We start from the raw sequence: 25,050 nt of genomic DNA, 5'->3' as shown, positions 1-25,050 counted from the left end.
GAGGAGAGCATGCGCGTGAGCAGCTCGATCAATGCCGCATTGCCGGGCGGTGATGTCGCCGGCGTGCGTCCCGACGCCCCGATCGCTGCACGCGAGACCGCGGCATTGCCGCGCCACCCGCGCGTGATGCTGGCGCTCTTGACCTTCGTCTACGTCATCAACTTCCTCGACCGGCAACTGCTCGGCATCCTCGCCAAACCGATCCAGGACACGCTGCACGTCAGCGACGGGCAGCTCGGGCTGATCGGAGGGCTCTATTTCGCGATGTTCTACTGCTTCATTGCGATCCCAGTCGGCTGGCTCGCCGATCGCACCAACCGCGTCTCGATCGTCTCGCTCGCCTGCGGGATCTGGAGCGTCGCGACGATCGGCTGCGGAATGGCGGGCAATTACGCGCAATTGGTCGGCGCGCGCATGCTGGTCGGCTTCGGCGAGGCGGGCGGCGTGCCGCCGTCCTACGCGCTGATCACCGACAGCTTCCCGCCGCATAAGCGCGGCACCGCGCTCGCGATCTTCAACCTCGGTCCCGCGATCGGCGCCGCGATCGGCATCGCGTTCGGTGCGACGATCGCGACCTTGTTCGACTGGCGCGACGCCTTCGTCTCGATCGGCGTGGTCGGCATCGTCACCGCGATCGCGGTCAAGCTAGTGCTGCGCGATCCGGTGCGCGGCGGCATGGACCACGGCAATGCGGCGGCCAGCGTCGGGAAGGCGCCGTTCATCGGCACGATGCGGATGTTCTTCACGCACCGCACGCTGATGCTCGCCGCACTCGGCAGCGGGGCGACGCAGTTCGTCACCTACGGCCTCGGCAATTTCGCGGTGCTGTTCCTGATGCGCGAGAAGGGCATGCTGCTGACTGATGTCGCAATCTGGTACGCGCTCGTCGTGGTGATCGGCATGGGTGGCGGGATGCTGGTGTCGGGACGCGTGATCGACCGCTTCGTTGCGCGCTCGCGCACCGTCTACGCGCTTGCGCCCGCGATCTCGCTCGCGGTCGCGCTGCCCTTCTACGTCGCCTTCGTCTGGGCGCCGGGCTGGCCGCTCGCACTCGCGCTGCTGACGATCGTGATGCTGTTCAATTATTTCTATCTCTCCTGCTCGGTCGCGCTGGTGCAGGAAGAGGTGCGCCCCGACGAGCGCGTCATGTCGGGCGCGCTGCTGCTCCTGGTCATGAACTTTATCGGGCTCGGTCTCGGCCCGACCTATGTCGGCTGGGCGAGCGATCGGCTCGCCGCCGGAGGTCACGCACACGCGCTGCAGTTGGCGCTCTATTCGCTAGCGCCCTTCTACATTCTCGCCGTCGTCCTCTTCCTCGCGCTCGCGCGCCGGCTGCGCGGCACCGTCCGGAGCATTGCCGCATGATCCGCCACCACCTGCTGCTCGCCGCCTGCGCGCTGCTCGCTCCCATAACGGCAACCGCACAGCAGCCCGCGCCGGTGGTGCGTGCGCCCGCCGGGCCCGTCGCGGGTACGCTCGACGGCGACATCCGCGTGTTCAGAGGCATCCCCTACGCGCAGGCGCCGATCGGTAACCTGCGCTGGAGACCGCCCGTCCCCGCACCCGTCTGGACGAGTGTCCGCGCGGCGACCGGCTTCGGCCCGGCCTGTATCCAGCCGACGCCCAAGGCACCCAACGTCTACACGCCGCCCGCGCCGCTGCCGACGAGCGAGGACTGCCTGTCGCTCAACGTCTGGACTCCGAAGAATGCCGACAAGGCACCGGTGTTCGTGTGGATACACGGTGGCTCGCTGGTCGCGGGGTCGAGCCGCGAGGTCACCTATGACGGCCGCGAACTCGCGAAGCGCGGGCTGGTCGTCGTCTCGATCAACTACCGGCTCGGTGCGCTCGGCTGGATGGCGCATCCCGCGCTCAGCCAGGAGAGCGGGCAGCACGTGTCGGGCAATTACGGCCTGCTCGATCAGGTCGCCGCGCTTCAATGGGTCAAGCGCAACATCGCGGCGTTCGGCGGCGATACGCGCAACGTCACGATCGCGGGCGAATCGGCCGGTGCGCTCAGCGTCATGTTCCTGATGGAGGCGCCACCCGCGCGCGGGTTGTTCAACAAGGCGGTGGCGGAGAGCGCGTACATGATCTCGCTGCCCGAACTGCGCCGCGCGGCCTACGGCATGCCCTCGGGCGAGGCGATGGGGCAGATGCTGCAGGCAGGCGTGCAGGCGCCAGACCTCGCCGGCCTGCGCGCGATGGGCGCGCAGGAACTGACCGATCGTGCCGCCGCGCTCGGCTTCTTTCCGATCGCAACGGTCGACGGCGACGTGATGCCAGCACAGATGACGACGACGTTCGATCAGGGCAGGCAGGCCGCGGTGCCGATCCTGACCGGTTTCAACCAGGGCGAAATCCGCTCGCTGCGCGTGCTGGCGGCGAAGGCACCGGCGTCGGCGGCGGCGTACGAACAGGCGATCCGCGCGCGCTACGGCGATCTCGCCGACGCGTTCCTGCAACTCTACCCAGCGGCGGACTATCAGGAGAGCATCCTCGAAGCACCGCGCGACGCACTCTACGGCTGGACCGCGGAGCGCCTCGCGCGCAAGCAGCAGGCGCTCGGCCAGCGCGCCTATCTCTACCTGTTCGACCACGGCTATCCCGCGATGGACGCGGCCGACCTGCACGCCTTTCACGCCAGCGAACTGCCCTACGTGTTCGGGACGGTGAAGGCCGCCGGGCCGAACTGGCCCGCCATCCCCGACACGCTCGCCGAGCACGCGCTGTCGGCGGCGATGGTCGATTACTGGGCGAGCTTCGCGCGGAATGGCGCGCCGACCAGCCGGAATGCACCCGCTTGGCCCGCCTTCGGCAAGGATCGCGCCTATCTCCACATCACCGACACACCCCGCGTTCGAACCGCGCTGATGCCGGGCATGTTCGAACTGAACGAGACGGTAATGTGCCGCCGCCACGCGGACGGCACGCAGGCGTGGAACTGGAACGTCGGCCTTTCCGCGCCGACGCTGCCGGCAAGAACCAACGGCTGCGACTGACGTCGGCGCCGCGTGGGCGGCGGCGCGGGCACGCTTACCGCAGAACGGAGGCGTCCACCGCGTCGGCCATCACCTTGTACCCCGCATCGTTCGGGTGGAGCCAGTCACCCGATTGCAGCTCCGGCCGCAGCCGCACCGGACGTGTCGGGTCGCGCATCGCCCGGTCGAAATCGATCACCGCGTCGAACGCGCGCGCGGTGCGGATCCAGTCGTTGACTGCCACCCGGACCTTGTCCCCCTGGACACGATAATAGGGCGCACCCTCGTAGGGCAGCATCGTGCCGCCGACGATCCGCAGTCCCCTGGCGTGGGCGCGGTCGATCAGCTGCCGGTAACCGGCAATGATTTCCGCGGCGGTCACGGGCGTCGACCTTTTCTGGCCGATGTCGTTGATGCCGAGCAGGACGATGACCGTGCTGACGCCCGGTACCGCTAGCACGTCGCGGTCGAACCGTGCGACCGCGCTCTGGCCGAACAATGCGGGCACGCCGTCGAGCAGGATCCTGTTGCCGCTCAGACCCGCGTTCGCCACCGCGGTCGCCGCGCGACCCCGCGTGGCAAGCCGCCTGACCAGCTGATCGGGCCAGCGACGATCGGCGTCGGCACTCGACTGATAACCGTCGGTGATCGAGTCCCCGAACGCGACCACGACGTGCGGCGCAGCGCTCGTTGCAACATCGACCTCCGACACGAACGCGCGCGCCGAGAAGGTCCCGACCGGCGCGAACGGCCTGTCGGTATAGTCGCCCGGCGGCGATGCCAGGCCGGTCGCGCTTGCCGTCGCGTGGCAGGTGCACGGACCGGTGTCGTCGGGCAGGTAGAGCGCGATCTGCACGCGCGCGCGATCGGGCACGGGCAAGGCGACGGGATCGCTCACCCACGGCGCGCCCGCCGGCACCAGCACCTCACGCGCGCCGGCGAACGTCACGCGCCGCCGCGTTTGCTCGATCACACTCCCCGTCTCATCGACCAGCGCGATCTGCGCCGCACCGATCCGCAGCGGCTCCGTGCCATATTCGTTGGTGAGGCGCAGGCGTAGCGCCCGGCCACCACGGCTCAGCCGCACGACCTGCAAGATCGTCTGGTTCGTGAACGATGGCGTGACGAACGACGTCGGCAGGTTCGGCACGGCCAGCGACGGCGGCGCCGGCGGCGCGGCCCAGCTCGCCCCCCATCGCACCGGCTCGGCGCTGGCGGACGCCGCGGCGATCGAGAGTGCAGCGACCCACAACAGCGATCTTCTGCCGGCTTTCATCTAGTTACCCTCACCCCTGACGCGCCGCTGCCCCGCACGCGACTTCGCGGCGCAACCGCATCTTGTCGATCTTGCCCGTCTGCGCGAGCGGCATGGCGTCGACGCGCACGATCTCGTCGGGCAGCCACCAGCCGGCGACGCGACCGCGCAGCGCGCCCAGCAGTTGCTCGTCGCTCAGCGCACTGCCCTGGCGCTGCTCGATGATCAGCACCGGCCGCTCGCCCCATTTTTCATGCGCGCGGCCGACCACGGCCACCAGCGCGACCTCGGGCAGCGCGCCGACGATCGCCTCGATCTCGCCGGGGTTGATCCACTCGCCACCCGACTTGATCAGGTCCTTGGCGCGGCCGGTGATCGACAGCGTTCCGTCGGGATCGATCCGCGCGAGGTCGCCGGTGTCGAACCATCCTTCGGCGTCGGTCGACGCGGTGTCGTGACCGAAATAGCGCTCCACCGCGCTCGCGCCGCGGACCTGCAATCGCCCCTCGACGTCGCGCTGTTCGGGCAGCGCCACGCCCTCTTCGTCGACCAGGCGCAAATCGACGCCGAGCGGCGGCTGGCCCGATCGGTCGGCGCGGCGGTCGGCGGCGTTGGCGGGCGTGATCGTCCCGACCGGCGACAGCTCGGTCATGCCCCAGCTGGTCTGTACGACGACGCCCAAGCGCTGCTCGAGCCGGTCCATCAGCGCCTGCGGCACCGGCGCACCGCCGAGCAGCACGCGCTTGAGCGAGGGCACGTCCCCCCCCGTGCGCTCCAGATGATCGACGAGGCCGAGCCATAACGTCGCCACCCCCGCGGCGACGGTCACGCCTTCCTCCACGATCAGCCGCGCGAGGCTGGCGCCGTCCTGGTTGCGGCCGGGCATCACCAGCGTCGCGCCGGTCGCGGGCCCCGCGAACGCGAATCCCCAGCCGTTGGCGTGGAACATCGGCACGCCGACGAGCACCACGTCGCGCGCCGAGATGCCGATCACGTCGGTCGCGAGCGAATGAACCGTGTGCAGGTAGTTCGAACGGTGCGTGTAGGTCACACCCTTGGGTGCGCCGGTCGTGCCCGAGGTGAAGCACAGGCCGGCGGGCGCATTCTCGTCGAACCCGCCCCACCGCGACGGCGCACCGTGCTGCGCGATCAGTTTATCGAGACGCCAGATTCGCACGCCACCCGCGCCTGGCATCGGCGCGTCGACGCCGGGCTCGTCCAGGACGATGACATGTTCGATGGTCGGGCAGCGCGCGACCAGCTCATCCACCAGCGCGCCCAGACCCGGACTGACCGCGAGCACGCGATTGCGCGCCAGATGGATCATGCCGGCCAGATGCGCGGCGGCGAGACGCGGATTGAGCGTGTGGCAGACGATGCCGCTGCCCATCGCGCCGAACCAGCATTCCATATGCGCCTGGCTGTTCCACGCCAGCGTCGCCAGATGGTCGCCGGCGCGCAGCCCCAGCGCCGCGAACGCACCCGACAGGCGGTTCGCCCGCTCGCGCAGCGCGGCATAACCGATGCGTGCGAAATCCCCCTCGCCACCGGTCACGACTTCCGCCGCACCGTGCCACTTGGCCGCGTGGTCGATGAAGCGATCGAGCGTCAGCGTGTAAGGCTGCATCGATCCCGGCTTCGCCCCCGCCTCCGGCAGCGCTTCCGGGAGTGCGCGGGACGTGAACGCGTCCCCGCGTGCTATGGCAGTCATGACCGGTCCCTCAATGTATCCGCGTGATCATCCGGCACGGCGGACCCTGCCGTCAGAACTTGGTGCTGACGCGGATGCCGTACTGGCGCGGCGCACCCGGCAGGCGCAGACGAAGCGAGGTCAGCGACCCGACATAATGCTGGTCGGTCAGGTTGGTGCCGTAACCGCTGACCGACACCTGCCCCTTCACGAACGTCAGCTGCGCGTTGAGGATGTTGCGCTCGCCCAGATTGTCGCCGAGGTCGTTGCGCTGGAACAGCGTTCCCCACACCTGCGCGATGTGCGCGAAATCGACACGCGGGGTCAGCGTGGCATCCGATCCGAGATCAAAGGCATATTGCGCCCCGACGCTCAGCGTGAAACGCGGCGCGTAGGGCTGGCGACGCCCGCCCAGATCGATGCAGCCCGTGGTAGTGGCCGGTCCGGTGACCGCGTTGCACGCACCCGTGTGCGGCGTCCGCGGATCGAAGGCGTAAAAGGTGCCGAGCTCGGAATTCGACACCGACGTGTTCGCGTCCAGCTGGAAATTACCGAACTTGCCCTGCGCTGACGCTTCGACGCCGTAGAGCTTGGTTACCTCGGGCACGTTGAAGATCGAGTTGAAGCTCGGGATGGTGGGATCGACGATCGTCACCTGAAAGTTCTTGTAGCGATTGTAATAACCGCCGATCTGGGTGCGCAGTCGTCCGCCCAGCAGCGTGCTCTTCACGCCGATCTCATAGTCGGTGACGTCTTCGGGATCGAACGCACGCGGTGCGACACCGAACAGGTTGCTGCCGTTCAGCCCACCCGCCTTTGATCCGGTCGCGACGAAGGCGTAGAAGAAGTTGTTCGCATCGATCGTCCAGTTGATCGCCGCCTTGCCGTTGAAACGCTTGTTGGCGGTGAAATCGTTCTGGACCAGCGTGGTGTTGAGGTTGAGCGCCGGGATCGTCAGCGGCACCAGAATGTTGTTACGCGTCGTCGTCCGCGAGTAACGCCCGCCCAGCGTCACCTCCAGATTGTCGGTCAGCTTGTATCCGACCTGTGCGAAGCCCGCGAGCGCGGTGCGCGGGTTGGTGCCGACGATCCGCAGCGAGGTGACCAGGCTGTTCGGCGTCAGCAGAACGTAGCCGTTGCCGTCGGGAAAGGTGTAGCTGTCATACTGCCAGTAACCGCCGGCCAGCCAGTTGAAGCGCCCGCGGTCGGGCGAGATGATGTTGACCTCCTGCGACCAGATATATTCGTTGGCATGGTCCTCGAACGTGTCGTTGCCGACGCTGACGCCCGGGTTGCCGCGCGACGTGCCGTCCGCGTCGATCTTCTCCGACGTGGTGCCCTGCTGCCAGCCGGTGATCGACCGGATCGTCAGCCCGCTGTCGAAGGTATAGCTGATGTTCCCCGACACGCGCGCGAACTCGTCGCGACCAGCGAGCGGCGCGTTCAGCGACACGACCAGCGGATCGCTTTGATTGGGAACGTAGCGCGGCGCGGCGGCGGTGCCGACGTTCGAATAGGACGGCGACGCCGGGAAGCCGCCATATTCGATGTTGTTGTAATCGCCCTTCACGAGCACGCGCAGGTGGCTGTCGGGCTGCCACAACAGGCTGGCGCGGCCGCTGTGCGCGCGCAGGTCGCCGGGATTGCCGGTGTAGGGACCGCTGACCTTGGAGAAGGTGTCGCGCCACTCGTGATTGGTCGCCAGGCGGATCGCCAGCGTATCGCTCAGCGGCACGTTGACCGCGCCCTGCAGCTTCACGTCGTTGTAATTGCCGTATTGCGCGGTCGCGAACCCGCCAATCTTGTCGAAGCTTGGGTTCGTTTCGGTGATGAACACCGCACCGCCGGTCGCATTGCCGCCCGCGAACGTGCCCTGTGGCCCGCGCAGCACCTCGACCGAGGAGATGTCGTAATAAGGCTCGGTCTGGAAATAACCCGGGAAGGTCGCGACGCCGTCGCGATAGGTGATGACGCCGACACCGACCGAGGTGGTGATCTCGGACTTGCCGATGCCGCGGATGTTGAAGCTGTTCGACTGGCCCGACGTGTTGACGGTCAGCGACGGGGTCGCGAACTGCAACTGCTCGACCGTGTTGACGCTTTTCTGAACCAGATCCTCGCCGGTCAGCACGCTTGCCGCGACGCCGGTACGCTGAAGGCTGGTCGATCGGCGCTCCGCGGTGACGACGATGTCATCATTCGCGTCCGGCGACGCATTGGTCGAGAGCTGCGCCGCATCGACCGGGTTCTGCGTGGATTGCGCCGCGGCGGGCTTGGCCTGCGCGGCGGATGGGCTCTCGGCGGGACCGACCTGCGCGAAGGCGGCGGTCGAGCACAACGCCAGGCTCGAAACGGACAGTCTCAGGAACAGCATTGATCATCCTCTCTGCGGGAGCGCTCTTCGGCGCCTCTGACATCGGCGTGCCACCGCACCGGCCAGGGTGTCAACGATATTCTCTAACTGGTGAGTGTTTATTTACACAGGACGTCGAAGCGACCAACAAACCTCTTTCACTCGCTGCATAGTGATGCAACAAAGCGCATGAATTCGGCCGGCGAGTCGAACGGGAACGGGAGAGCGATGGTGGATCGGCACCACGTCGGGATCGCGCGTGTTCTGCTCAGCGCCTCTGCGCTGGCGCTGACCGCCTGCCAGCGTGACGACCGGGCTTCGGACAAGGTCACCGTGGTCCGCGCGAGCCCATCTTCCCGGATCGCCGTCGACGCACGCCGGTTCGGTGGCGATCCGGTCACCCGCCCTTCACCCGTTCCGCCGATCGCCGCGGCGTCGCCCGGCCCCAATCCGCAGCTCGCCAAGCCGGCGTTTCGAAGCCCGCCGCTCCCGCCCGAGCTGGTCGGCGACGGCGATCTCGTGCCGCTACCGCCGCTGCCGCCGGCCTCGGCCTTCGTCACCAGCAATCAGCAATGATCCGACCGCGCCGGACGTCCCGGACATCAAGAGGGCGGACATGAAGAGGGCGAACATGAAGAGGAGAGCGACATGAGAATGTGGATCACGCGACTCGTCACGATCATCTGCGCGACGATGGGCGTCGCGCTAGCCGCGCCCGCCGGCGCGGCCCCGTGTCACAGCAACTGCCTGACGCCGGGAGATCACGACTTCTCGGTGCAGCAGGGACTGAACCTCCGCACTTTCCGCGTGCACGTCCCTGCGACCTATACGGGAGACCACCCGGTCGCGCTGACGCTCGACATCCACGGGCACGCCAAGGACAGCGCGGATCAGCAGACGCGGTCTGGGCAGCAGCAACAGTCCGAGAAGCTCGGCTTCATCGTCGTATGGCCGCAAGGCGTGGCGAACAGCTGGAACGGCAACGGTTGCTGCACCGTCGCCTACGACACCAACATCGACGATGTCGGCTTCCTGCGCGCGGTGATCGCGCAGGTAAAGGCGCAGGCCAACATCGACCCTGAAAAGGTCTATGCCACCGGCTGGTCGAACGGCGGCGGCATGGCCGAGCGACTAGGCTGCGAGGCCGCCGACGTGGTGCGTGCGATCGCCTCGATCGCGCATCCGCTCAATCGCAACGACTGCCATCCGAGCCGCCCCGTCAGCGTGCTCGATTTCCACGGCACCGCCGACACGATCATCCCCTACGGCGGCGGCAACACGCTTCCCGGCGTCGTTCTCCCGCGCGAAACGCTGGGCGTCCCACTCGGATGGCAGAGCGCGATCGACAGCCTCGCCGCTTGGAAGGTCGCCGCGGGCTGCAACGCCGAACTAAAGGCAACGCAGCTCGCCGGCGCGTCGCGCGACCAGACCTACGTCGATTGCCGCGGCGGCGTCACGATCGGCCTCGTGTCGGTGGCGAACGGCAACCACGATCTCTACACGCGCGACGACAATGCCGTGTCGTTCGGGGTACCATCGGCGAGCTTCGTAACCGTCGCCGCCTACATCTGGTCCAACGTGTTCAGACCCTGACGAAGCCACTGGTGGGTCCGCCGGGGCTCGAACCCGGGACCTCTCGATTAAAAGTCGCTTGCTCTACCGACTGAGCTACGGACCCCAACAGTGTTCGCGCGACCTAGGGGCGGGGCGCCGCCTGGTCAACCGCGCGTGAAGCTGGCGGATCGTCAGCCCCGTCACCGGGTCGCGCCATTCGGGCACGAGGGCGAGCGCCGGCGTCAGCACGAACGCGCGCTCGCGAAACGCGCGGTGCGGCACGCAGAGCGATCGCGTCCGGGCGCGTCCGCCCGACCACAGGACGATGTCGAGGTCGATCACGCGCGCGCCCCAGCGGCGCCCGCGCCCGCGCCCGAACGCGCGCTCGATCGCCTTCAACCGCGCGAGCAGCGCCGCCGGCGCCTCGTCGCTCTCGATCAGCACCGCGGCATTGGCGAAGGTCCGCGTCGACGGCCCGACCGGCGCGCTCGCGATAATCGGCGACGCGACCCCGCCCAGCAACCGCAGCGCTGCCGCCACCTCTTGCCTCGGACCACCGTGCCGCCCGGCGCGGTTCGATCCCAAGGCGATGAGATAGGTTGAGCGACGCATGGCACTGCGCCTATCGCACCCGCATGTATTTCGCACCCTCCCCGCTTCCCGAAACCGAGCCGCCGCGCGACTGCCCGCGCTGCCCGCGCCTCGTCGCCTTTCGCGATGAGTTGCGCGCCGAATATCCCGACTGGTGGAACGCGCCCGTCAACGCGTTCGGCGATCCGAACGCCTGGCTCGCGATCATCGGCCTGGCGCCGGGCAAGCACGGCGCCAATCGCACCGGGCGCCCCTTCACCGGCGATTACGCAGGGCAACTCCTGTACGACACGCTCGGCAAATACGGCCTCGCCTCCGGCCAGTTCGAGGCGCGCGCCGACGACACGCTGCAGCTGAACGGCGCGGTCATCATCAACGCGGTCAAATGCCTGCCGCCCGCGAACAAGCCGACGCCCGAGGAAATCCGCACCTGCCGCACCTTCCTTGAGGCGCAGGCGGCCGACCTCCCCAACGCCCGCGTGTTCGTGGCGCTGGGACAGATTGCGCACCAGTCCGCGGTCAAGATGCTCGGCGGGCGGCTACCCAAGGCGAAGTTCGGGCATCTCGCCGAACACGTCATGCCCGACGGGCGCATCCTGCTCGATAGCTACCATTGCTCGCGCTACAACCAGAACACCGGGCGGCTGACGACGGAAATGTTCGAGGCGGTGTTTGCCCGTGCGGTCGAACTTCGTGACGCGGCGCAGGCGTGATAGGCTAGCCGCACTCACTCGACGAAAGAGGCCCGATCATGTCGCTTCTCCCCCTCGCCGCGCTGGCCGCCGGTGCCGCGCCCGCCAAGACACCCGACGCGCAGCCCGCCACCCCCCAGGCGAAGCCCGTCTGTCAGGACAAGCACGCGCGCCTCGTCGCGTCCACGCGCCGCGGCACGATCCACCCGCTCGCGCAGGAACCGAACGCCGACGCGGTGCTGACCGTGCTGCGCAGCGAGAACGGCTGCTCGCGCCCGGTCAAGGTGCGCGAGGACATCGGCGCGCGGCAGCGCTAGGCCGACGCCTCAGACGTCGGCGACCAGCCGGCCGTACAATTCGGGCCGACGATCGCGGAAGAACCCGAATGCCGCGCGGTGACGCTTGATCCGTTGGAGGTCGAGCGTCGCGGTAATCACGCCTTCCTCTTCACGATCAAGCTCGGCCAGGATATCGCCGCGCTCGTCGGTGATGAAACTCGTGCCGTAGAACGTCTGGCCGTGCTCGACCCCGACACGGTTGGCCGCGATCACCGGCACGACGTTCGACACCGCATGCCCCACCATCGCGCGCCGCCACAGCCGCGCGGTGTCGAGGCTGGTGTCATGCGGCTCGCTGCCGATTGCGGTCGGGTAGAACAGCAGCTCCGCCCCCATCAGCATCATCGCGCGCGCGGTTTCGGGGTACCATTGATCCCAGCACACCCCGACACCCAGCTTCCACCCCGGTGCGCTCGGCGGCGCGGGCCACACCTTGAACCCGGTGTTGCCGGGGCGGAAATAGAACTTCTCCTCGTATCCCGGCCCGTCGGGAATGTGGCTCTTGCGGTACACGCCCTGCACCTCGCCGTCGGGGCCAATCATCGCGAGCGAGTTGTAATAATGCGGCCCGTCCGCCTCGAAGAAGCTCGTCGGGATCGTGACCTTCAACGCCTCGGCCAGCGCCTGCATCGCCAGCACCGCCTTGTGCTCACCGACCGGCGCGGCGTTGGCGAACAGACCCTCGTCCTCGACGCGACAGAAATACTCGCCCTCGAACAATTCGGGCGGCAGGATCACCTGCGCGCCGCGCGCATGCGCCTCGCGCACCCCTTGCGACACCTTGGCGATATTGGCGTCGATGTCGGCGGAAAAGGACAGCTGGAGCGCGGCAACGGTGATCTCGGTCATGCCGCGTCAGATAGTCGCTCGTGCTCCGCCGCGCAAAGGCATTGCCCGCCGCATCGATACGCGCACACCACCCCGCTCGCGTGCCAGCGCGACCGCGAGCAGCAGGAGCGGCGCCACGAATGCGCGGTGCCGCTCGCCGAACTCGAACGGCGCGCCCAGCAGCAGCAGTTGCACGAAGCACATCGCGACCAGCCCGACCGCGGCGCGCCCGCTCACCCCGCACCCGCGCAGCCGCATCGTCGCCGCACCCGCCAGCGCCAGCAGCAGCACGTACGATCCGTGCAGCACCGGCAGCAGCAGCGCGCCCGTCTGCGGCGCGAGCCCCGGCCGCATCGCCGCCAGCCGCGTCAGTCCCGCTTGCCCGATTGCCGCCGCGCGCACGAACTTGGCGAGCGTCAGCCGCACCGCCTCAAGCGGATGCGCCGCGATCCAGTCGATCGCGAGTCCACCTGCCGCGTGCGAAAAGGCAAGCTCGGGCAATCCGTGAAGCGCACGCGGCGGCGGCATCCAACTGCCCGTCGCCGCCGGATTGTTGCCGATCCACAGGCTGTACCCGCCCGCGCTCGTCAGCGGCACGAACGCGTGGAGCAGCGCGTCATTGCGCCACCACCACGGCAGCATCGCCAGTATCGCGACGCCCCCCGCCGCCGCCCCGATCCGCACCAACCGTGGCGCTCCCAGCCGCCGCCATTGCAACAGCGCGAACAGCGGGCTCAGCAATGCCTCGCCCGGCTGCGTCAGCGCGAGCGCGGCCGATCCGGCGCCGATCAGCACCACCTCGCGCACCCGCCCCGTCGTCACCGTCCAGCCATACGCCAGCAGCAGCACCAGCAGCGTCGCCAGGCTCTCCTTCTGCGCCAGCGGCGCGTCGAGCAGCTGCGAGGGCCAGACGAGAAACAGGCACGCCGCCGCCACGCCTGCACGTGCCGCACCAAGCCTTCGCGCCAGCAGCACGATTACCCCCGCCGATGCGAGATCGAGCAGGCTCGACAATATCAGCAGCGCCGCGGTCGACAGCCCGAACACCGCGCCCCAGCCCGCCAGCAGCAGCGGATACAGCGGCGGGAACAGCGCCACCGCACGCGTCCCCATATACGGCTCGACCAGCCCCAGCCCCTGTCCGTCGAGCAAGCCTTGCGCGAGCACCAGATACCAGTGCGGATCGCCCGGCGAGACGCGCCCGTCGCTCAGCACCGCCGCCGCGATGCGCAACGCGGTCGCACCCGCCGCGAACACGCCCCACGCGCGCGGATCCGTCGTGCGCGGCAGTCGCGTGACCGCCCAGCCCGCGAACGCCAGCCATGCCGCGAACAGCGCCATGCCGGCCAGATCAACCGACACGCCCGCGTGCCAGTGCGCCGCCAGCCCCGGCGCACTCAGCACGCCGTACGCCGCCAGCATCAGCAGCAGCGCTGCCACGCCGGCACCTGTGATCCGTTCGATCGTCATCGCACCTGAGGGAAACGCGTCGGGCCCCACCGCGCAACCGCCCAGACCGGCGTATCCGAGCCAATCTGTCCCTTATTTGTGCACGCCGTGGTTAAGCCGCCGATTTTCAAAGATCAGGACAGGACGGTTTCTACGAACTTCAGCTAAGAAATAGCGTCCGATACCTCGTCAACTGCCGCGCCATTCCCACTGATCCACCGGGCCAGTACGGCCCAAGGAAAACGCGTTTCGGTTTACCATGATCGGGCACAACATCGAGAAAACATTTGTACCCTCCAAGCGGCCATATGCCTGCGACAGCATTCCACGCCCAGTGTTGCCGCCGCCACAGCGTGTCCAGCGTGACGCCCCGTTCGTTCAGGATGAGCCGACGCGGTCGAACAAACGGCACGACCACCAGGCACACCCAGGTCGCAAACAGAGGAACAGCGAACAAGTAGAGCGCCCATAGATCGTCTCCACGGAGCGCAGGCATCTCAGGCGCAAAAACGCGAAGGAAGACGGGAAGCAGCATCGGCCAAACCATCAGCATTCCGCATAGAACGACTGCCACGGCGGGATGCGGCCATCGCAGCGCACGCAGGGTCACTTGCCCCATCCGCTAACCGATCAACAATCCCGCCAGCGCCGCGCTCATCAGATTGGCGAGGCTCCCGGCCAGCAGCGCGCGCAGGCCGAGCTTGGCGATCGTCGGCCGCTGGTTGGGGGCAAGGCCACCGGTCACCGCCATCTGGATCGCGATCGAGGAGAAGTTCGCGAACCCGCACAGCGCAAAGGTGATCACCGCGACCGTGCGCGGCGACAGCTGCGCCGCCTGCTTGCCAAGGTCGATATAGGCGACGAACTCGTTCAGCACGATCTTCTCGCCGAACAGCCCGCCCGCGATCCCCGCCTCCCCCCACGGCACGTTGAGCAGGAACATGACCGGCTGGAAGACCTTGCCCAGCAGCCCCTGGAAGCTCAGCCCCGGCAGGCCGACCAGATTGCCAAGTCCCCCCAGGATACCGTTGGCGAGCGCCACCAGCGCGACGAACGCCAGCACCATCGCACCCACTGCAACCGCCAGCTTGACGCCGGTCTGCGCACCCTGCGCCGCCGCCATGATGAGGTTGGCGGGCTTCTCCTCGTCGTGCGTTGCGTCCGGCAGCGGCTCGCCCGGCGTCTCCGACGGCAGCACCGCGGGACCGCGCGCGTCCAATCGCCCTTCCGCAATCGCGATCTGCCTTCCCTCGATGCTCAGCGGATCGTTCGGGTCGTCGAGCGGCAATTCGCCCGCACGCGGAGCCAGTCGATCGGGCATGATGATCTTCGCCATCAGGATGCCACCCGGCGCCGCCATGAAACTCGCCGCCAGCAGATAGTCGATGCTTATCCCCATCGACGCATAGGCCGCCAGGATCGTCCCAGCGACGCCCGCCATCCCGCTCGTCATCACCGTGAACACCTGCGGCGGGGTGAGCCCGGCCAGGTACGGCCGGATCACCAACGGCGATTCGCTCTGCCCGACGAAGATGTTGGCGGCCGCGCATAGGCTCTCGACCTTGCTGACGCCGATGACCTTCTCGATCGCGCCGCCCAGCCAGCGCACCACCAGCTGCATGATCCCCAGATGGTACAGGATCGAGACGAGTGCTGCGAAGAAGATGATCACCGGCAGCGCCGCGATCGCGAAGCTGGTGCCGCCGATCTCGGGCTTGGCGAGCGGACCGAACAGGAATTCGACCCCCGCGTGCGCGTAGCCGAGCAGCGCCGCGACCCCGCCCGACGCGCCGGCGAGCGCGGCGCGTCCCGGCGACCAATACAGCACGATGACCGCGATCGCAGCCTGCAATGCGAAGGCCGATCCGACCACGCGCAACCGGATCGCGCGGCGGTCGGTGGACAGCAGCAGCGCGATCCCCAGGATCACGGCGACGCCGGCAAGGCCGATGAGGATACGCTGCATGAAACTTCCGCGTCGTTGGTGAGTGGAACGCGGCCCCCCGCGCCAGCCCGCATCATACACGCCGGCCGAGGCGGTGCCATACATGCTTGGCCCAATCGACAAAAGCGCCGACAAAACCATTGTCGATGACGGTGCCTGGGCCGACCGCACACCTTTGCCCGCACGCTGCCACGACGGTAAGGGAGCGGCGGGCGAAAAGTGTCGAGAGGGCGGGCAAGTGGCGAACGAGGACTATCGCAAGCAAGGATACGCCCACCTGCCCGCGCTCTTCCCGCGCGAGGTGCTGCTCGCGCTCTACGCGCGGATGCAGGCCGACCTGAAGGCGCAAGGGCGCCCGCTCAGCAGCTTCGCCGCGCAGGGACCGCTGCTCAAGCGCCCCGCGCTCGAGGTCTACGCCTATCACCCCGTTGCTCGGGTTCCTGTGGGGCCTGACCCCGCGGATCGCGGCCGAGGTCGGGGCCGAGCTGCTGCCGACCTACGCCTATTTCCGCGCCTATCAGCACGGCGACGTCTGCCGCATCCACCACGACCGCCCGGCGTGCGAGCACAGCGTGTCACTGACGATCGCCTACGGCGACGACCGCCCTTGGGCGCTCAGCGTGCAGACCACCCCGACCGATACGCCGCGCCCTGAGGTCACCGAGGATTTCGGCGCCGAACCGTACGGCTCGGTCGCGATGCAGCCGGGCGACGGCGTCCTCTACCAGGGCACGCACCACCGTCACGGCCGGCTCGACGCCAATCCCAACAGCTGGTCGGCGCACCTCTTCCTCCACTGGGTCGAGAAGGACGGCCGCTACGCCGACCACGCCTTCGATCGCCCCGCGATGGAGCGCGCGGCGCGAGGCCAGTAGCGGGCACGCGCCCCCTGCTTGCACGAGGCGTCGCGCTCGTGCTCAATGCACCCGACTTGGGGGATCAAGCAGTGATGACGATGGGGAAGCGCGCCACCTTGGGCGCTGCGCTGATACTGCTGATCGCGCAGGCGAGTCCCGCCGCCGTGGAGGGTGACTTCTGCACGCGCCTCGCCGCGAACGCCGGGCCCGACCGAGTGGACCGTCAACGCGCTCAACTTCGGTCAGCGCTTCCTCTTCGGCGGCACGGTCGCGACCGGTGTCGGCGTGACGCCCGCCGAGCCTGCCACGGCCGAGGAATATCGCCGCATGGAGGACATCTGCATGCCCGAGGACAAGGGCGCGACGTGCAACCTCGTCGGCCCGCTCAACTTCAAGTTCATCTGGAAGGGCAAAAAGGTCATTACGCCGGTGCGGCCGGGCGAGCGCGCGACGATCATCGTCGCCGGCACGCGCACCACCTGCCGCTCCGGACAGCCTGCAACGGCGTAGATTGACCCGCCGCCGTTTCGCGCTAGCAGTCGACCATGCCGATCCCGCCGACCCCCGTCGCCCACCCTGCCCCTGCGATCCCGCGCTCGCTGTTCGTTTTCTCGATCTTCTACGGCGGGATGACGTGCATCGCGGGCGTGCTCGGCAACAAGCAGGTGGCACTCGGTCCCCTAGCGGTCGAGGCGGGCATCTTCGCCTTTCTGCTGCTCGTCGTCACCTCCAGCGCGGTGGCGGAACTGCACGGCCGCGCGATCGCGGGACGGCTGGTGATCTTCGGCTTCGTGCCGCTGCTCGTCTCGATCCTCTTGTCGGGAATCGTCCACGCGCTCCCCGCCTCGCCCGAGATGCAGCCCGCCAACCGCGATGCGATCCAGCTCGTGCTCGGCTCGACGTGGCGGATCTGGCTCGGCGGGATCGTCGCCTACGGCATCTCGCAGACGCTCAACATCACGATCTTCTCGTGGCTGAAGGGCCGCGAGGGGTCGAGCCTGTTGTGGCTGCGCGCGGGCCTCGCCAGCATGCTGTCGCAGGTCGTCGACACGCTGCTGTTCGTGACGATCGCGTTCGGCGGCGTGTTCCCGATCGCCGAATTGCTCGCCGGACAGATGATCTCTAAGGTCGTGCTCTCGGCGGTGCTGGTCCCGCCGCTCATCTACCTTGCGGTCGCGATCGGGCGCCGGCTCGACGCCTGATCGCGCCGGCGTTCACCGCCCGACTGCGGTATATTTGAACCCCGCGGCCTCGACCTGCTCGCGATTGTAGATGTTGCGCAGGTCGACCAGCACCGGTGCGTTCAGCAGCGACTTGACGCGGCGCAGGTCGAGCGCGCGGAACGCGTTCCACTCGGTCAGGATGACCAAAGCGTCGGCACCCTCCATCGTCTGGTACGCGCCGTCGCAATAGGTGACGTTCTCCAGCACCTTTTTCGCCTGTTCGTGACCCTCGGGATCGAACGCGCGCACGCTCGCGCCAGCGTCCTGCAACGCCTGGATCACCGCGATCGCGGGTGAGTCGCGCATGTCGTCGGTGTTGGGCTTGAACGTGAGGCCAAGGATCGCGACCGTCTTGCCGCGCACGTCGCCGCCCATCGCCGCGATCACCTTGCGCCCCATCGCGCGCTTGCGGTTGTCGTTGACCGCGACCACCGCCTCGACGATCCGCTGCGGCGCCTCGTAGTCCTGCGCGGTCTTCAGCAGCGCGAGCGTGTCCTTGGGGAAGCACGACCCGCCATAGCCCGGCCCCGCGTGCAGGAACTTGTCGCCGATCCGCCCGTCGAGCCCGATGCCGCGCGCAACATCCTGCACGTTCGCGCCGACCTTCTCGCACAGGTCGGCGATCTCGTTGATGAAGGTGATCTTGGTCGCGAGGAACGCGTTGCCGGCGTATTTGGTCAGCTCGGCCGCACGCCTGCTCATCTCCACGATCGGCGACTTGTTGAGGTAGAGCGGGCGATAAACATCGCGCAGCACCGCGAGCGCGCGCGGATCGTCCGACCCGATGACGATACGGTCGGGGCGCTTGAAGTCGTCGATCGCCGCACCCTCGCGCAGGAACTCGGGGTTGGAGGCGACCGCGAAGTCGGCGTCCGGGTTCGCCTCACGGATGATCCGCTCGACCTCGTCGCCGGTACCAACCGGCACGGTGGACTTGTCGACGATCACGGTGAAACCGGTCAGCGCGCGCCCGATCTCCTCGGCGGCCGCGTGGACGTACGACAGATCGGCGTGCCCGTCGCCGCGCCTGGACGGCGTGCCGACCGCGATGAACACCGCGTCGGCGTCCTTCACCCCCGCCGCCAGATCGGTGGTGAAGCGCAGCCGCCCCGCCTCCACGTTGCGCGCGACCAGCCCTTCGAGCCCCGGCTCGTAGATCGGCATCACGCCCGCCAGCAGCTTGTCGATCTTGCCCTGGTCCTTGTCGACGCAGCACACGTCGTGGCCGAAATCGGCGAAACAGGCGCCCGAGACGAGGCCGACATAGCCCGAGCCGATCATGGTGACGCGCATGATGGTGATGTTACCCCCGTTTGTACGCCGCACCGCCGCAGGCGTGCGACGGATCAGCGCGGCTGCTTAGCTTCGCGGCTGGCTAAGCGCCAGAGACGATCCCCCCGCGCTTAACGCCGCCGGCTCAACGATCGGTAAAGACGGGAGCCCACTGGCGCATCGCGCCGCGCCGGGGCAGGAGCGCAGCGACGCCAGTACGAGGAGCAACGCGATGGGATTGTGGTTCGAGGAGTTCACGGTCGGTCAGACCTTCACGCACCCGCTGCGCCGCACGGTGACCGAGTACGACAACATGAACTTCAGCCTGCTGACGATGAACCCGCAGCCGCTCCACATCGACTTCGACTTCGCGGAAAAGAGCGAGTGGGGCAAACCGCTCGTCAACAGCCTCTTCACGCTCGGCCTGATGATCGGCATGTCGGTGCAGGACACGACGCTCGGCACCACCGTCGGCAATCTCGGCATGAGCGACACGCGCTTTCCCAAACCCGTGTTCCACGGCGACACGCTGCAGGCATCAAGCGAGGTCGTCGCGGTCCGCGAGAGCAAGTCGAACCCCGCAGTCGGCATCGTCGAGTTCGAGCACCGCATGACCAACCAGCGCGGCGAGCAGGTCGCGATCTGCCGCCGCGCCGCGATGATGAAGCGCCGCCCGGCGGACGCCTGAACGAAGAGGAGCGCGAGGGTTTACCGCGCGCCCGCCGCATCGATCCGGCGTGGGGCCGAGGCGGGGAACCCGATGCCCACCGCCAGCGTAGCGGAACAACTGTCGGTGCCGGAACCATCGATCCGCCCGCCAGGGTGATCGCTCCGGCCCGGTGCAGGTTTGATCGAACGCGCACGGTTCAGTGCGCGAGGAAGGACAAGCGCATGTTCGTCGACAATCGCGACTGGCCCCCGCCCGCGCCGTGGCAACCCGAACGGCCGACGCGCCGGCTGACGATCCGGCAGGCGCAGGTGATGCGCAACATCGTGGTATTCAACCTCGTCATGCTGATCTTCGGACCGCTCGCGGGCGTCACCCTGTTCGACGCGGTCGCGGCGTTACTGCGATGACGGTCACCCCGCACGACGTGCTCGACTTCTGGTTCGATCGAGTCACGCCCGAGCAGCGCTTCGCAAAGGACGACACGCTCGACCGGACGATAGCGACCCGCTTCGGCCCGACGCGCGACGCGGTGCTGGCGAGCGAGGCCGCGGGCTGGCGCGATACGCCCGAGGCGCTGCTCGCCGCGATCATCCTGCTCGACCAATTCTCGCGCAACATCCACCGCGGGCACGCGGAAGCGTTCGCCGCCGACCCCCTCGCACGCGACCTGACGCTGGCAGCGATCGCGCAAGGGTGGGAGGATCGCTACACGCCCGAACAGCGCCAGTTTCTCTACATGCCGCTGATGCACGCAGAGGACGCCCAGTTACAGGCGCTGTCGGTCGAAAAGTTCGAGCAACTCGGCGACGCGGAGGCCTTCAGCTTCGCGCGCGATCACCAGGGTGTACAGGCGCGCTACGGCCGCTTCCCATCACGCAACGCCGCGCTCGGCCGCACATCGTCGCCCGAGGAACAGGAATATCTCAGCCAACCCGATGCCGGTTGGTAACTGAAAGATGATGGGGAAAATGGCGGGGTGGTGGAGCTGAGGGGAATCGAACCCCTGACCTCTGCAGTGCGATTGCAGCGCTCTCCCATCTGAGCTACAGCCCCGCCCGGCCCGGCCGCAGCGCGGCCGAGCGCTGCCACTAGCGACGTTGATCGCGCGGCGCAACAGCCTTTCGTGATGCTGGAACGGGTCGATCGCGCGCCGCACGACCGACCCGACCGGTCACCGCCCCAGCAGTACGCGTGCCTGTCCCGCGATCTGCGCCAGCATCGCCGCGTTGGGCGCGGGCGCGTGGCGCGCACGGTCGACCACCGCCTTGAACTGACCCACACGGCCCGCATTCTCGCCCAGCCAGCGCGCCACCGCCTCCTCGGGCGCGCCCTTCGCGGTCCGTCCCAGGAAGTCGAGCCGCAGCTGCTGAAAATCGCGCGCCAGCCCCGCGATCAGCAGCCGCTCCCACGGATCGCTCGACGTGATCCGCGCCGCGGTCGACTGCGCCCAATCGAGCCCCAGCGCCTGTCCCAGGTGCGTGAACGCGCGCGCGATCCGCGTCTCGTCGATCCCGGATCGCCCACCCAGATCAGCGAGGCCGACGACCCCGTCGAGCTCGAACAGCCGCACCACGCGCGTGACCAGATCGGCCGGCGCACCGGTCGCCTCCAGCGTTGCGGCGATCCGCCGGCTCTGCGCCTGCGCCTCGTCGAGCAGCAGGTCGCGCGCCGCGGCGTCGAGCCGCGCGATCCCCTGCCCCAGCCGCTCCAGCACCGCCGATGGCATCGTCCCCGGCGCCTCGACACGCAGCAGGTCGGCGACGTGCGATCGGGTCGCCACCGCCACCTCGTCGAACAACGCGTAGCGCGCCGCCTCGGGCATCGCGGTCTGCTCGATCTCGCGCCACAATTCGGCCAGGCCGAACTGACGCTCCGCCACCACGAACATCGCCGCGATGTCGGACAGTGCCGCGCCTTCCTCCTCCGCCAGCTCGAACGGGTGCAGCACGCCGATGCGGTTGACGATCCGGTTGGCGAGCTTGGTCGCGACGATCTCGCCGCGCAGCCGGTGCTGGTCGATCGCGGCCGCGAACCGCTCCTGCATCGCGGTCGGGAAAGCGGCGTGCAGGTCGGGCAGCATCGCCGGGTCGGCCCCCAGCGCGCTATGCTCGATCGCGTCCTGCAACGCGAGCTTCGCGGTCGCGAGCAGCACCGCCAGCTCGGGCCGCGTCAACCCGCGCCCGTCGACGCCACGGCGCAGAAAATCGACGTTGGAGGCGAGCCCCTCGACCTTGCGGTCGAGCCGCCCGGCCTCCTCGAACACCTCCATCACGCGGACGTAGCTCGGCACCGCCTGCGCGGCCTCGTTGCCCGACCCTTCGGCGATCGACAGCGCCAGCGTCTGCAGGCGATTGTCCTCCAGCACCAGATGCGCGACATCGTCGGTCATGCTGGCGAGCAGCGCGTTGCGATCCTCGTAGGCCAGCCGCCCCTCGGTCATCTCGCGGTTCAACGCGATCTTGATGTTGACCTCATTGTCCGAGCAATCGACGCCGGCCGAATTGTCGATGAAGTCGGTGTTAATCCGGCCGCCGCGCGCGGCAAAGGCGATACGCGCCGCTTGCGTCACGCCAAGGTTCGCACCCTCGCCGATCGCAATCGCGCGCAACTCCTCCGCATCGACGCGCTGGCGATCGTTAGCGGGATCGCCGACCGTGGCGTTATTCTCCGCCGCCGCCTTCACGTAGGTGCCGATGCCGCCGAACCAGATCAGGTCGACCGGCGACTTCAGGATCGCCGCGATCAGCAGCGACGGCTCCATCTCGCCCACCGGGATGTCGAGCGCGGCCGCGACTTGCGGAGTGATCGTAATCGACTTGGCGGCGCGACTGTGGACACCGCCGCCCGCCGACACCGGCGCCGAATAGTCGGCCCACGACGAGCGCGGCAGCGCGAACATGCGCGCGCGCTCGTTCCAGCTCGTCTCGGGATCGGGATTGGGATCGAGGAAGATGTGGCGGTGGTCGAACGCCGCGACCAGCTTGATCGCCTTCGACAACAGCATGCCGTTGCCGAACACGTCGCCCGACATGTCGCCGCATCCGACGACGCGGATCGGCTGCGTCTGCACGTCGACGCCGCGCTCGGCGAAGTGGCGCTGCACCGACACCCACGCGCCCTTGGCGGTGATGCCCATCGCCTTGTGATCGTAACCGACGCTGCCGCCGCTGGCGAAGGCGTCGCCCAGCCAGAAGTCACGCTCCAGCGCCAGCGCATTGGCGACGTCGCTGAACGTCGCGGTGCCCTTGTCGGCAGCGACGACGAAATACGGGTCCTCGCCGTCGCGGATCACGACGCCGTCCGGGTGCACCACGCCGGTGCCGACGATATTGTCGGTGATCGACAGGAGCGTGCGGATGAAGATGCGATACGCCTCGGTCCCTTCGGCCAGCCACGCGTCGCGGTTCGCGGGCGACGGCAACTGCTTGGCGTAGAAGCCACCCTTCGCGCCCGTGGGTACGATCACCGCGTTCTTGACGCGCTGCGCCTTCATCAGCCCCAGGATCTCGGTGCGGAAATCGTCGCGGCGGTCGGACCAGCGCAGGCCACCGCGCGCGACAGGCCCCGCGCGCAGGTGGATACCCTCGACGCGCGGGGAATAAACCCACACCTCGCGCCACGGCAGCGGCTTGGGCAGCCCGGGCACCAGTGCGCTGTCGAGCTTGAACGCCAGTGCCTCATTGGCGGCGGGGATGAACGCGTTGGTGCGCAGCGTCGCGTCGATTACCGCGCGGAAACTGCGCAGGATGCGATCGTCGTCGATCGCCGACACGGCGTCCAGCGCGCGCACGATCTCGTCGTCGCTCGCGTTCGCGTCACCGTCGAACGACGGGTCGTGCAGCGCGTGGAACCGCGCGACCAGCGTCTGCGCCAGCCCCGCGTTGCGCGACAGCGCGTCGACCACGGTCGACATCGTGTAGGTGAGCCCCGCCTGACGCAGGTAACGGTACCAGGCGCGGAACAGCACGGTCGCGCGCGGGGTCAGCCCGGCGGAGACGACCAGGCTGTTGAACGCGTCATTTTCCGCCTGCCCGCGCAGTGTCGCGGCGATCGCGGCTTCGAGCACCTGCGGCTCGTGGTCGAACGCCACGTCGGGCGCCTCGACGACGAAATCGTGAACGAAGGCATTGTCGACCTCGCGCAGCCGCGTCGGCAGTTCGCCCACCACGCGGAAGCCGAAATTCTCCAGCACCGGCACCGCATCCGACAGCGCCAGCGCCCCGTTCAGCTTGTAGATTTTCAGCCGGTGATCCTCGCCCGCTGCGGTCGGATACAAATGGACCTGCCGGTCGCCCTCGCCGTCCAGCTGCGACAGGCGCACGATGTCCTCGGCCGCCTCGTCCGCGCTCGACAAATTGCGGTAATTGGCGGGGAACGCCGCCGCCCAGCGCAGCGCGAGCCGCGCCGCGCGCGTCGCCGGCATCCGCTCGACCAGCGCCGCCTCGACGTCGGGCACCCAGCCGCGCACCATCCGCGCCAGCCGCTGGTCGAGCGGCTCGACCTCGGGCATCCGCCCGCCCTCGCGCAGGTCGATCGTGAAGCGCAGCAGTGCGACGACCTGATCCTCCAGGCTGATCGCCCAGTTGATGACGCGACCGCCCGCGGCCTCCGACAGCATGTCGCCGATCGCGGCGCGCCGCGCGGTGGTCGCGTCCTCGCGCGGCAGCCACACGAACGCGAACAGGTGCCGGCCGAGCGGCGATCGCACCAGCACCAGCTTCGGGCGCGGGCGATCGGCGATGCTCATCGCGCTCAGCGCCAGCTGCTCGACCGACGCGCTGTCGAACCCGGTGACGAGGTCATGCGGCAGCGACGCCAGCGCGTGCATCAATGCCTTGCCGGTGTGCCCCGCGGGATCGAACCCGAACTTCGCCTCGAACTCAGCCAGCCGCTGCCGCAAAACCGGCACACTCCGCGGCGGCGCGTTGAGCGCGGCCGAGGTCCAGAGTCCCGCGGTGATCGACAGCCCCGTGACGCGCCCGGCCTGCATTACCGGCACCACGACGAGATCGAGCGGCACGCGGCGGTGGACGGGGGAAATCAGGCTCGACTTCAGCAACAGCGGCGCCTTGTTACCCGCCTGGAACCACTCGATCGCCAGGTGCCGCGAACGCTCGGCCAGGATCGGCACCGGCTGCTCCAGCCGCATGATGCCCAGCGCGCTCGCCTGATCGGCACCGTCGGTGGCGCTCCAGCGCTGGTGACCCAGGAGGGTGAAATGCCGGTCGAGGAACCAGCGCAGCAGGTTCGCACCCTCACCGTCACCGCCAGTGTCGTCCAGCGTGCCCGCGTCGTGCGCCACCGCTGCCTGCATCGTGCGCCAGTCGCGTGTCGCCGCTCGGACGTTGGCGA

Annotated in this window: 21 protein-coding genes and 2 tRNA genes; 12 read left to right on the top strand and 11 right to left on the bottom strand. The window is 68.4% G+C overall.

What is annotated here, in order from left to right:
• Positions 1-9 precede the first annotated feature (9 nt).
• Both QZ847_RS00345 and QZ847_RS00340 read left to right on the top strand, forming a co-directional pair.
• Complete coding sequence (locus QZ847_RS00345) at positions 10-1,365, top strand: MFS transporter (RefSeq protein ID WP_294352021.1); 1,356 nt, start codon at positions 10-12, stop codon at positions 1,363-1,365.
• The gene (locus QZ847_RS00340) at positions 1,362-3,002 is read left to right on the top strand and encodes a carboxylesterase family protein (RefSeq protein ID WP_294352019.1); all 1,641 of its coding nucleotides are present in this window, start codon (positions 1,362-1,364) and stop codon (positions 3,000-3,002) included. Before QZ847_RS00345 ends, QZ847_RS00340 begins: the two co-directional genes overlap by 4 nt.
• 34 nt (positions 3,003-3,036) lie before the next feature.
• Here QZ847_RS00340 and QZ847_RS00335 read toward each other — a convergent pair whose 3' ends face one another.
• From QZ847_RS00335 to QZ847_RS00325, 3 genes are read right to left on the bottom strand one after another with little or no spacing between them, the layout of a single operon-like run.
• On the bottom strand, positions 3,037-4,257 hold the full coding sequence (locus tag QZ847_RS00335; protein WP_294352017.1) for an SGNH/GDSL hydrolase family protein: 1,221 nt from the start codon (positions 4,255-4,257) through the stop codon (positions 3,037-3,039).
• A 10-nt stretch (positions 4,258-4,267) separates the two neighbouring features.
• Positions 4,268-5,947 carry an AMP-binding protein gene (locus tag QZ847_RS00330; RefSeq protein ID WP_366930159.1) on the bottom strand — a complete coding sequence of 560 codons (1,680 nt, stop codon included), beginning with the start codon at positions 5,945-5,947 and terminating at the stop codon, positions 4,268-4,270.
• A gap of 52 nt (positions 5,948-5,999) precedes the next feature.
• Positions 6,000-8,300 carry a TonB-dependent receptor gene (locus QZ847_RS00325; RefSeq protein ID WP_294352015.1) on the bottom strand — a complete coding sequence of 767 codons (2,301 nt, stop codon included), beginning with the start codon at positions 8,298-8,300 and terminating at the stop codon, positions 6,000-6,002.
• A gap of 207 nt (positions 8,301-8,507) precedes the next feature.
• Here QZ847_RS00325 and QZ847_RS00320 point away from each other — a divergent pair, with 207 nt between their 5' ends.
• Complete coding sequence (locus QZ847_RS00320; protein WP_294352013.1) at positions 8,508-8,855, top strand: hypothetical protein; 348 nt, start codon at positions 8,508-8,510, stop codon at positions 8,853-8,855.
• A gap of 72 nt (positions 8,856-8,927) precedes the next feature.
• Positions 8,928-9,872 (top strand): PHB depolymerase family esterase, encoded by a 945-nt coding sequence (locus QZ847_RS00315; protein ID WP_294352010.1) that lies wholly within the window; start codon positions 8,928-8,930, stop codon positions 9,870-9,872.
• Positions 9,873-9,881: 9 nt separating this feature from the next.
• Here QZ847_RS00315 and QZ847_RS00310 read toward each other — a convergent pair.
• Positions 9,882-9,957 (bottom strand) — tRNA-Lys (locus QZ847_RS00310).
• A complete protein-coding gene (gene folK, locus QZ847_RS00305; protein WP_294352008.1) occupies positions 9,948-10,445 on the bottom strand; it encodes a 2-amino-4-hydroxy-6-hydroxymethyldihydropteridine diphosphokinase in 498 nt (165 codons plus the stop codon). Before folK ends, QZ847_RS00310 begins: the two co-directional genes overlap by 10 nt.
• Before the next feature lie 23 nt (positions 10,446-10,468).
• Here folK and QZ847_RS00300 point away from each other — a divergent pair, with 23 nt between their 5' ends.
• Together QZ847_RS00300 and QZ847_RS00295 are read left to right on the top strand one after the other, a co-directional pair.
• On the top strand, positions 10,469-11,137 hold the full coding sequence (locus QZ847_RS00300) for a uracil-DNA glycosylase (RefSeq protein ID WP_294352030.1): 669 nt from the start codon (positions 10,469-10,471) through the stop codon (positions 11,135-11,137).
• A 38-nt stretch (positions 11,138-11,175) separates the two neighbouring features.
• A complete protein-coding gene (locus tag QZ847_RS00295; RefSeq protein ID WP_294192558.1) occupies positions 11,176-11,433 on the top strand; it encodes a hypothetical protein in 258 nt (85 codons plus the stop codon).
• A 9-nt stretch (positions 11,434-11,442) separates the two neighbouring features.
• Here the strand turns inward: QZ847_RS00295 and aguB are convergent, their stop codons facing one another.
• The 3 genes from aguB to QZ847_RS00280 all read right to left on the bottom strand — a co-directional run bounded on the left by aguB (position 11,443) and on the right by QZ847_RS00280 (position 15,697).
• Complete coding sequence (aguB, locus tag QZ847_RS00290) at positions 11,443-12,303, bottom strand: N-carbamoylputrescine amidase (RefSeq protein ID WP_294352006.1); 861 nt, start codon at positions 12,301-12,303, stop codon at positions 11,443-11,445.
• Positions 12,304-12,309: 6 nt separating this feature from the next.
• Complete coding sequence (locus tag QZ847_RS00285) at positions 12,310-13,782, bottom strand: glycosyltransferase (RefSeq protein ID WP_294352003.1); 1,473 nt, start codon at positions 13,780-13,782, stop codon at positions 12,310-12,312.
• A gap of 571 nt (positions 13,783-14,353) precedes the next feature.
• Entirely contained in the window at positions 14,354-15,697 is a 1,344-nt protein-coding gene (locus QZ847_RS00280) for a nucleoside transporter C-terminal domain-containing protein (RefSeq protein WP_019516425.1), read from the bottom strand.
• Positions 15,698-16,104: 407 nt separating this feature from the next.
• Between QZ847_RS00280 and QZ847_RS00275 the strand changes: the two genes are divergently transcribed.
• The 3 genes from QZ847_RS00275 to QZ847_RS00265 all read left to right on the top strand — a co-directional run bounded on the left by QZ847_RS00275 (position 16,105) and on the right by QZ847_RS00265 (position 17,735).
• Positions 16,105-16,551 (top strand): hypothetical protein, encoded by a 447-nt coding sequence (locus QZ847_RS00275; RefSeq protein WP_294352000.1) that lies wholly within the window; start codon positions 16,105-16,107, stop codon positions 16,549-16,551.
• Between the two features lie 153 nt (positions 16,552-16,704).
• Positions 16,705-17,043 (top strand): hypothetical protein, encoded by a 339-nt coding sequence (locus QZ847_RS00270; RefSeq protein ID WP_294351997.1) that lies wholly within the window; start codon positions 16,705-16,707, stop codon positions 17,041-17,043.
• 35 nt (positions 17,044-17,078) lie between these two features.
• The gene (locus QZ847_RS00265; protein WP_294192547.1) at positions 17,079-17,735 is read left to right on the top strand and encodes a queuosine precursor transporter; all 657 of its coding nucleotides are present in this window, start codon (positions 17,079-17,081) and stop codon (positions 17,733-17,735) included.
• Positions 17,736-17,747: 12 nt separating this feature from the next.
• Here QZ847_RS00265 and QZ847_RS00260 read toward each other — a convergent pair whose 3' ends face one another.
• Positions 17,748-19,049 carry a UDP-glucose/GDP-mannose dehydrogenase family protein gene (locus QZ847_RS00260; protein WP_294351995.1) on the bottom strand — a complete coding sequence of 434 codons (1,302 nt, stop codon included), beginning with the start codon at positions 19,047-19,049 and terminating at the stop codon, positions 17,748-17,750.
• 211 nt (positions 19,050-19,260) lie between these two features.
• On the opposite strand from QZ847_RS00260, the gene QZ847_RS00255 reads away from it, so the two are divergent.
• The 3 genes from QZ847_RS00255 to QZ847_RS00245 all read left to right on the top strand — a co-directional run bounded on the left by QZ847_RS00255 (position 19,261) and on the right by QZ847_RS00245 (position 20,647).
• Positions 19,261-19,716 (top strand): MaoC family dehydratase, encoded by a 456-nt coding sequence (locus QZ847_RS00255; RefSeq protein ID WP_294351994.1) that lies wholly within the window; start codon positions 19,261-19,263, stop codon positions 19,714-19,716.
• 203 nt (positions 19,717-19,919) lie between these two features.
• A complete protein-coding gene (locus QZ847_RS00250; protein WP_294351992.1) occupies positions 19,920-20,105 on the top strand; it encodes a hypothetical protein in 186 nt (61 codons plus the stop codon).
• Entirely contained in the window at positions 20,102-20,647 is a 546-nt protein-coding gene (locus tag QZ847_RS00245; protein ID WP_294351989.1) for a DUF924 family protein, read from the top strand. The genes QZ847_RS00250 and QZ847_RS00245 overlap by 4 nt, the downstream gene beginning before the upstream one ends.
• Positions 20,648-20,675: 28 nt before the next feature.
• On the opposite strand, the gene QZ847_RS00240 is transcribed toward QZ847_RS00245, so the two are convergent.
• Both QZ847_RS00240 and QZ847_RS00235 read right to left on the bottom strand, forming a co-directional pair.
• Positions 20,676-20,751: transfer RNA gene (locus QZ847_RS00240), tRNA-Ala, on the bottom strand.
• Between the two features lie 118 nt (positions 20,752-20,869).
• On the bottom strand, positions 20,870-25,050 hold a 4,181-nt coding region (locus QZ847_RS00235), incomplete at its 5' end, for an NAD-glutamate dehydrogenase domain-containing protein (RefSeq protein ID WP_294351987.1).

Origin of the sequence: uncultured Sphingomonas sp. (genome assembly GCF_913778135.1) — a bacterium.
GTDB lineage: Bacteria > Pseudomonadota > Alphaproteobacteria > Sphingomonadales > Sphingomonadaceae > Sphingomonas.
The sequence above is the reverse complement of the archived record's forward strand: the minus strand, read 5'-3'. Positions and strand labels throughout refer to the sequence as shown.

Coding starts and splice junctions, on each gene's coding strand:
- QZ847_RS00340 (WP_294352019.1), top strand. CDS start 1,362: ATGATCCGCCACCACCTGCTGCTCGCCGCCTGCGCGCTGCTCGCTCCC.
- QZ847_RS00345 (WP_294352021.1), top strand. CDS start 10: ATGCGCGTGAGCAGCTCGATCAATGCCGCATTGCCGGGCGGTGATGTC.
- QZ847_RS00250 (WP_294351992.1), top strand. CDS start 19,920: ATGTTCGTCGACAATCGCGACTGGCCCCCGCCCGCGCCGTGGCAACCC.
- QZ847_RS00315 (WP_294352010.1), top strand. CDS start 8,928: ATGAGAATGTGGATCACGCGACTCGTCACGATCATCTGCGCGACGATG.
- QZ847_RS00320 (WP_294352013.1), top strand. CDS start 8,508: ATGGTGGATCGGCACCACGTCGGGATCGCGCGTGTTCTGCTCAGCGCC.
- QZ847_RS00260 (WP_294351995.1), bottom strand. CDS start 19,049: ATGCGCGTCACCATGATCGGCTCGGGCTATGTCGGCCTCGTCTCGGGC.
- QZ847_RS00255 (WP_294351994.1), top strand. CDS start 19,261: ATGGGATTGTGGTTCGAGGAGTTCACGGTCGGTCAGACCTTCACGCAC.
- folK (WP_294352008.1), bottom strand. CDS start 10,445: ATGCGTCGCTCAACCTATCTCATCGCCTTGGGATCGAACCGCGCCGGG.
- QZ847_RS00265 (WP_294192547.1), top strand. CDS start 17,079: ATGCCGATCCCGCCGACCCCCGTCGCCCACCCTGCCCCTGCGATCCCG.
- QZ847_RS00335 (WP_294352017.1), bottom strand. CDS start 4,257: ATGAAAGCCGGCAGAAGATCGCTGTTGTGGGTCGCTGCACTCTCGATC.
- QZ847_RS00300 (WP_294352030.1), top strand. CDS start 10,469: ATGTATTTCGCACCCTCCCCGCTTCCCGAAACCGAGCCGCCGCGCGAC.
- QZ847_RS00330 (WP_366930159.1), bottom strand. CDS start 5,947: ATGACTGCCATAGCACGCGGGGACGCGTTCACGTCCCGCGCACTCCCG.
- QZ847_RS00245 (WP_294351989.1), top strand. CDS start 20,102: ATGACGGTCACCCCGCACGACGTGCTCGACTTCTGGTTCGATCGAGTC.
- QZ847_RS00280 (WP_019516425.1), bottom strand. CDS start 15,697: ATGCAGCGTATCCTCATCGGCCTTGCCGGCGTCGCCGTGATCCTGGGG.
- QZ847_RS00295 (WP_294192558.1), top strand. CDS start 11,176: ATGTCGCTTCTCCCCCTCGCCGCGCTGGCCGCCGGTGCCGCGCCCGCC.
- QZ847_RS00325 (WP_294352015.1), bottom strand. CDS start 8,300: ATGCTGTTCCTGAGACTGTCCGTTTCGAGCCTGGCGTTGTGCTCGACC.
- aguB (WP_294352006.1), bottom strand. CDS start 12,303: ATGACCGAGATCACCGTTGCCGCGCTCCAGCTGTCCTTTTCCGCCGAC.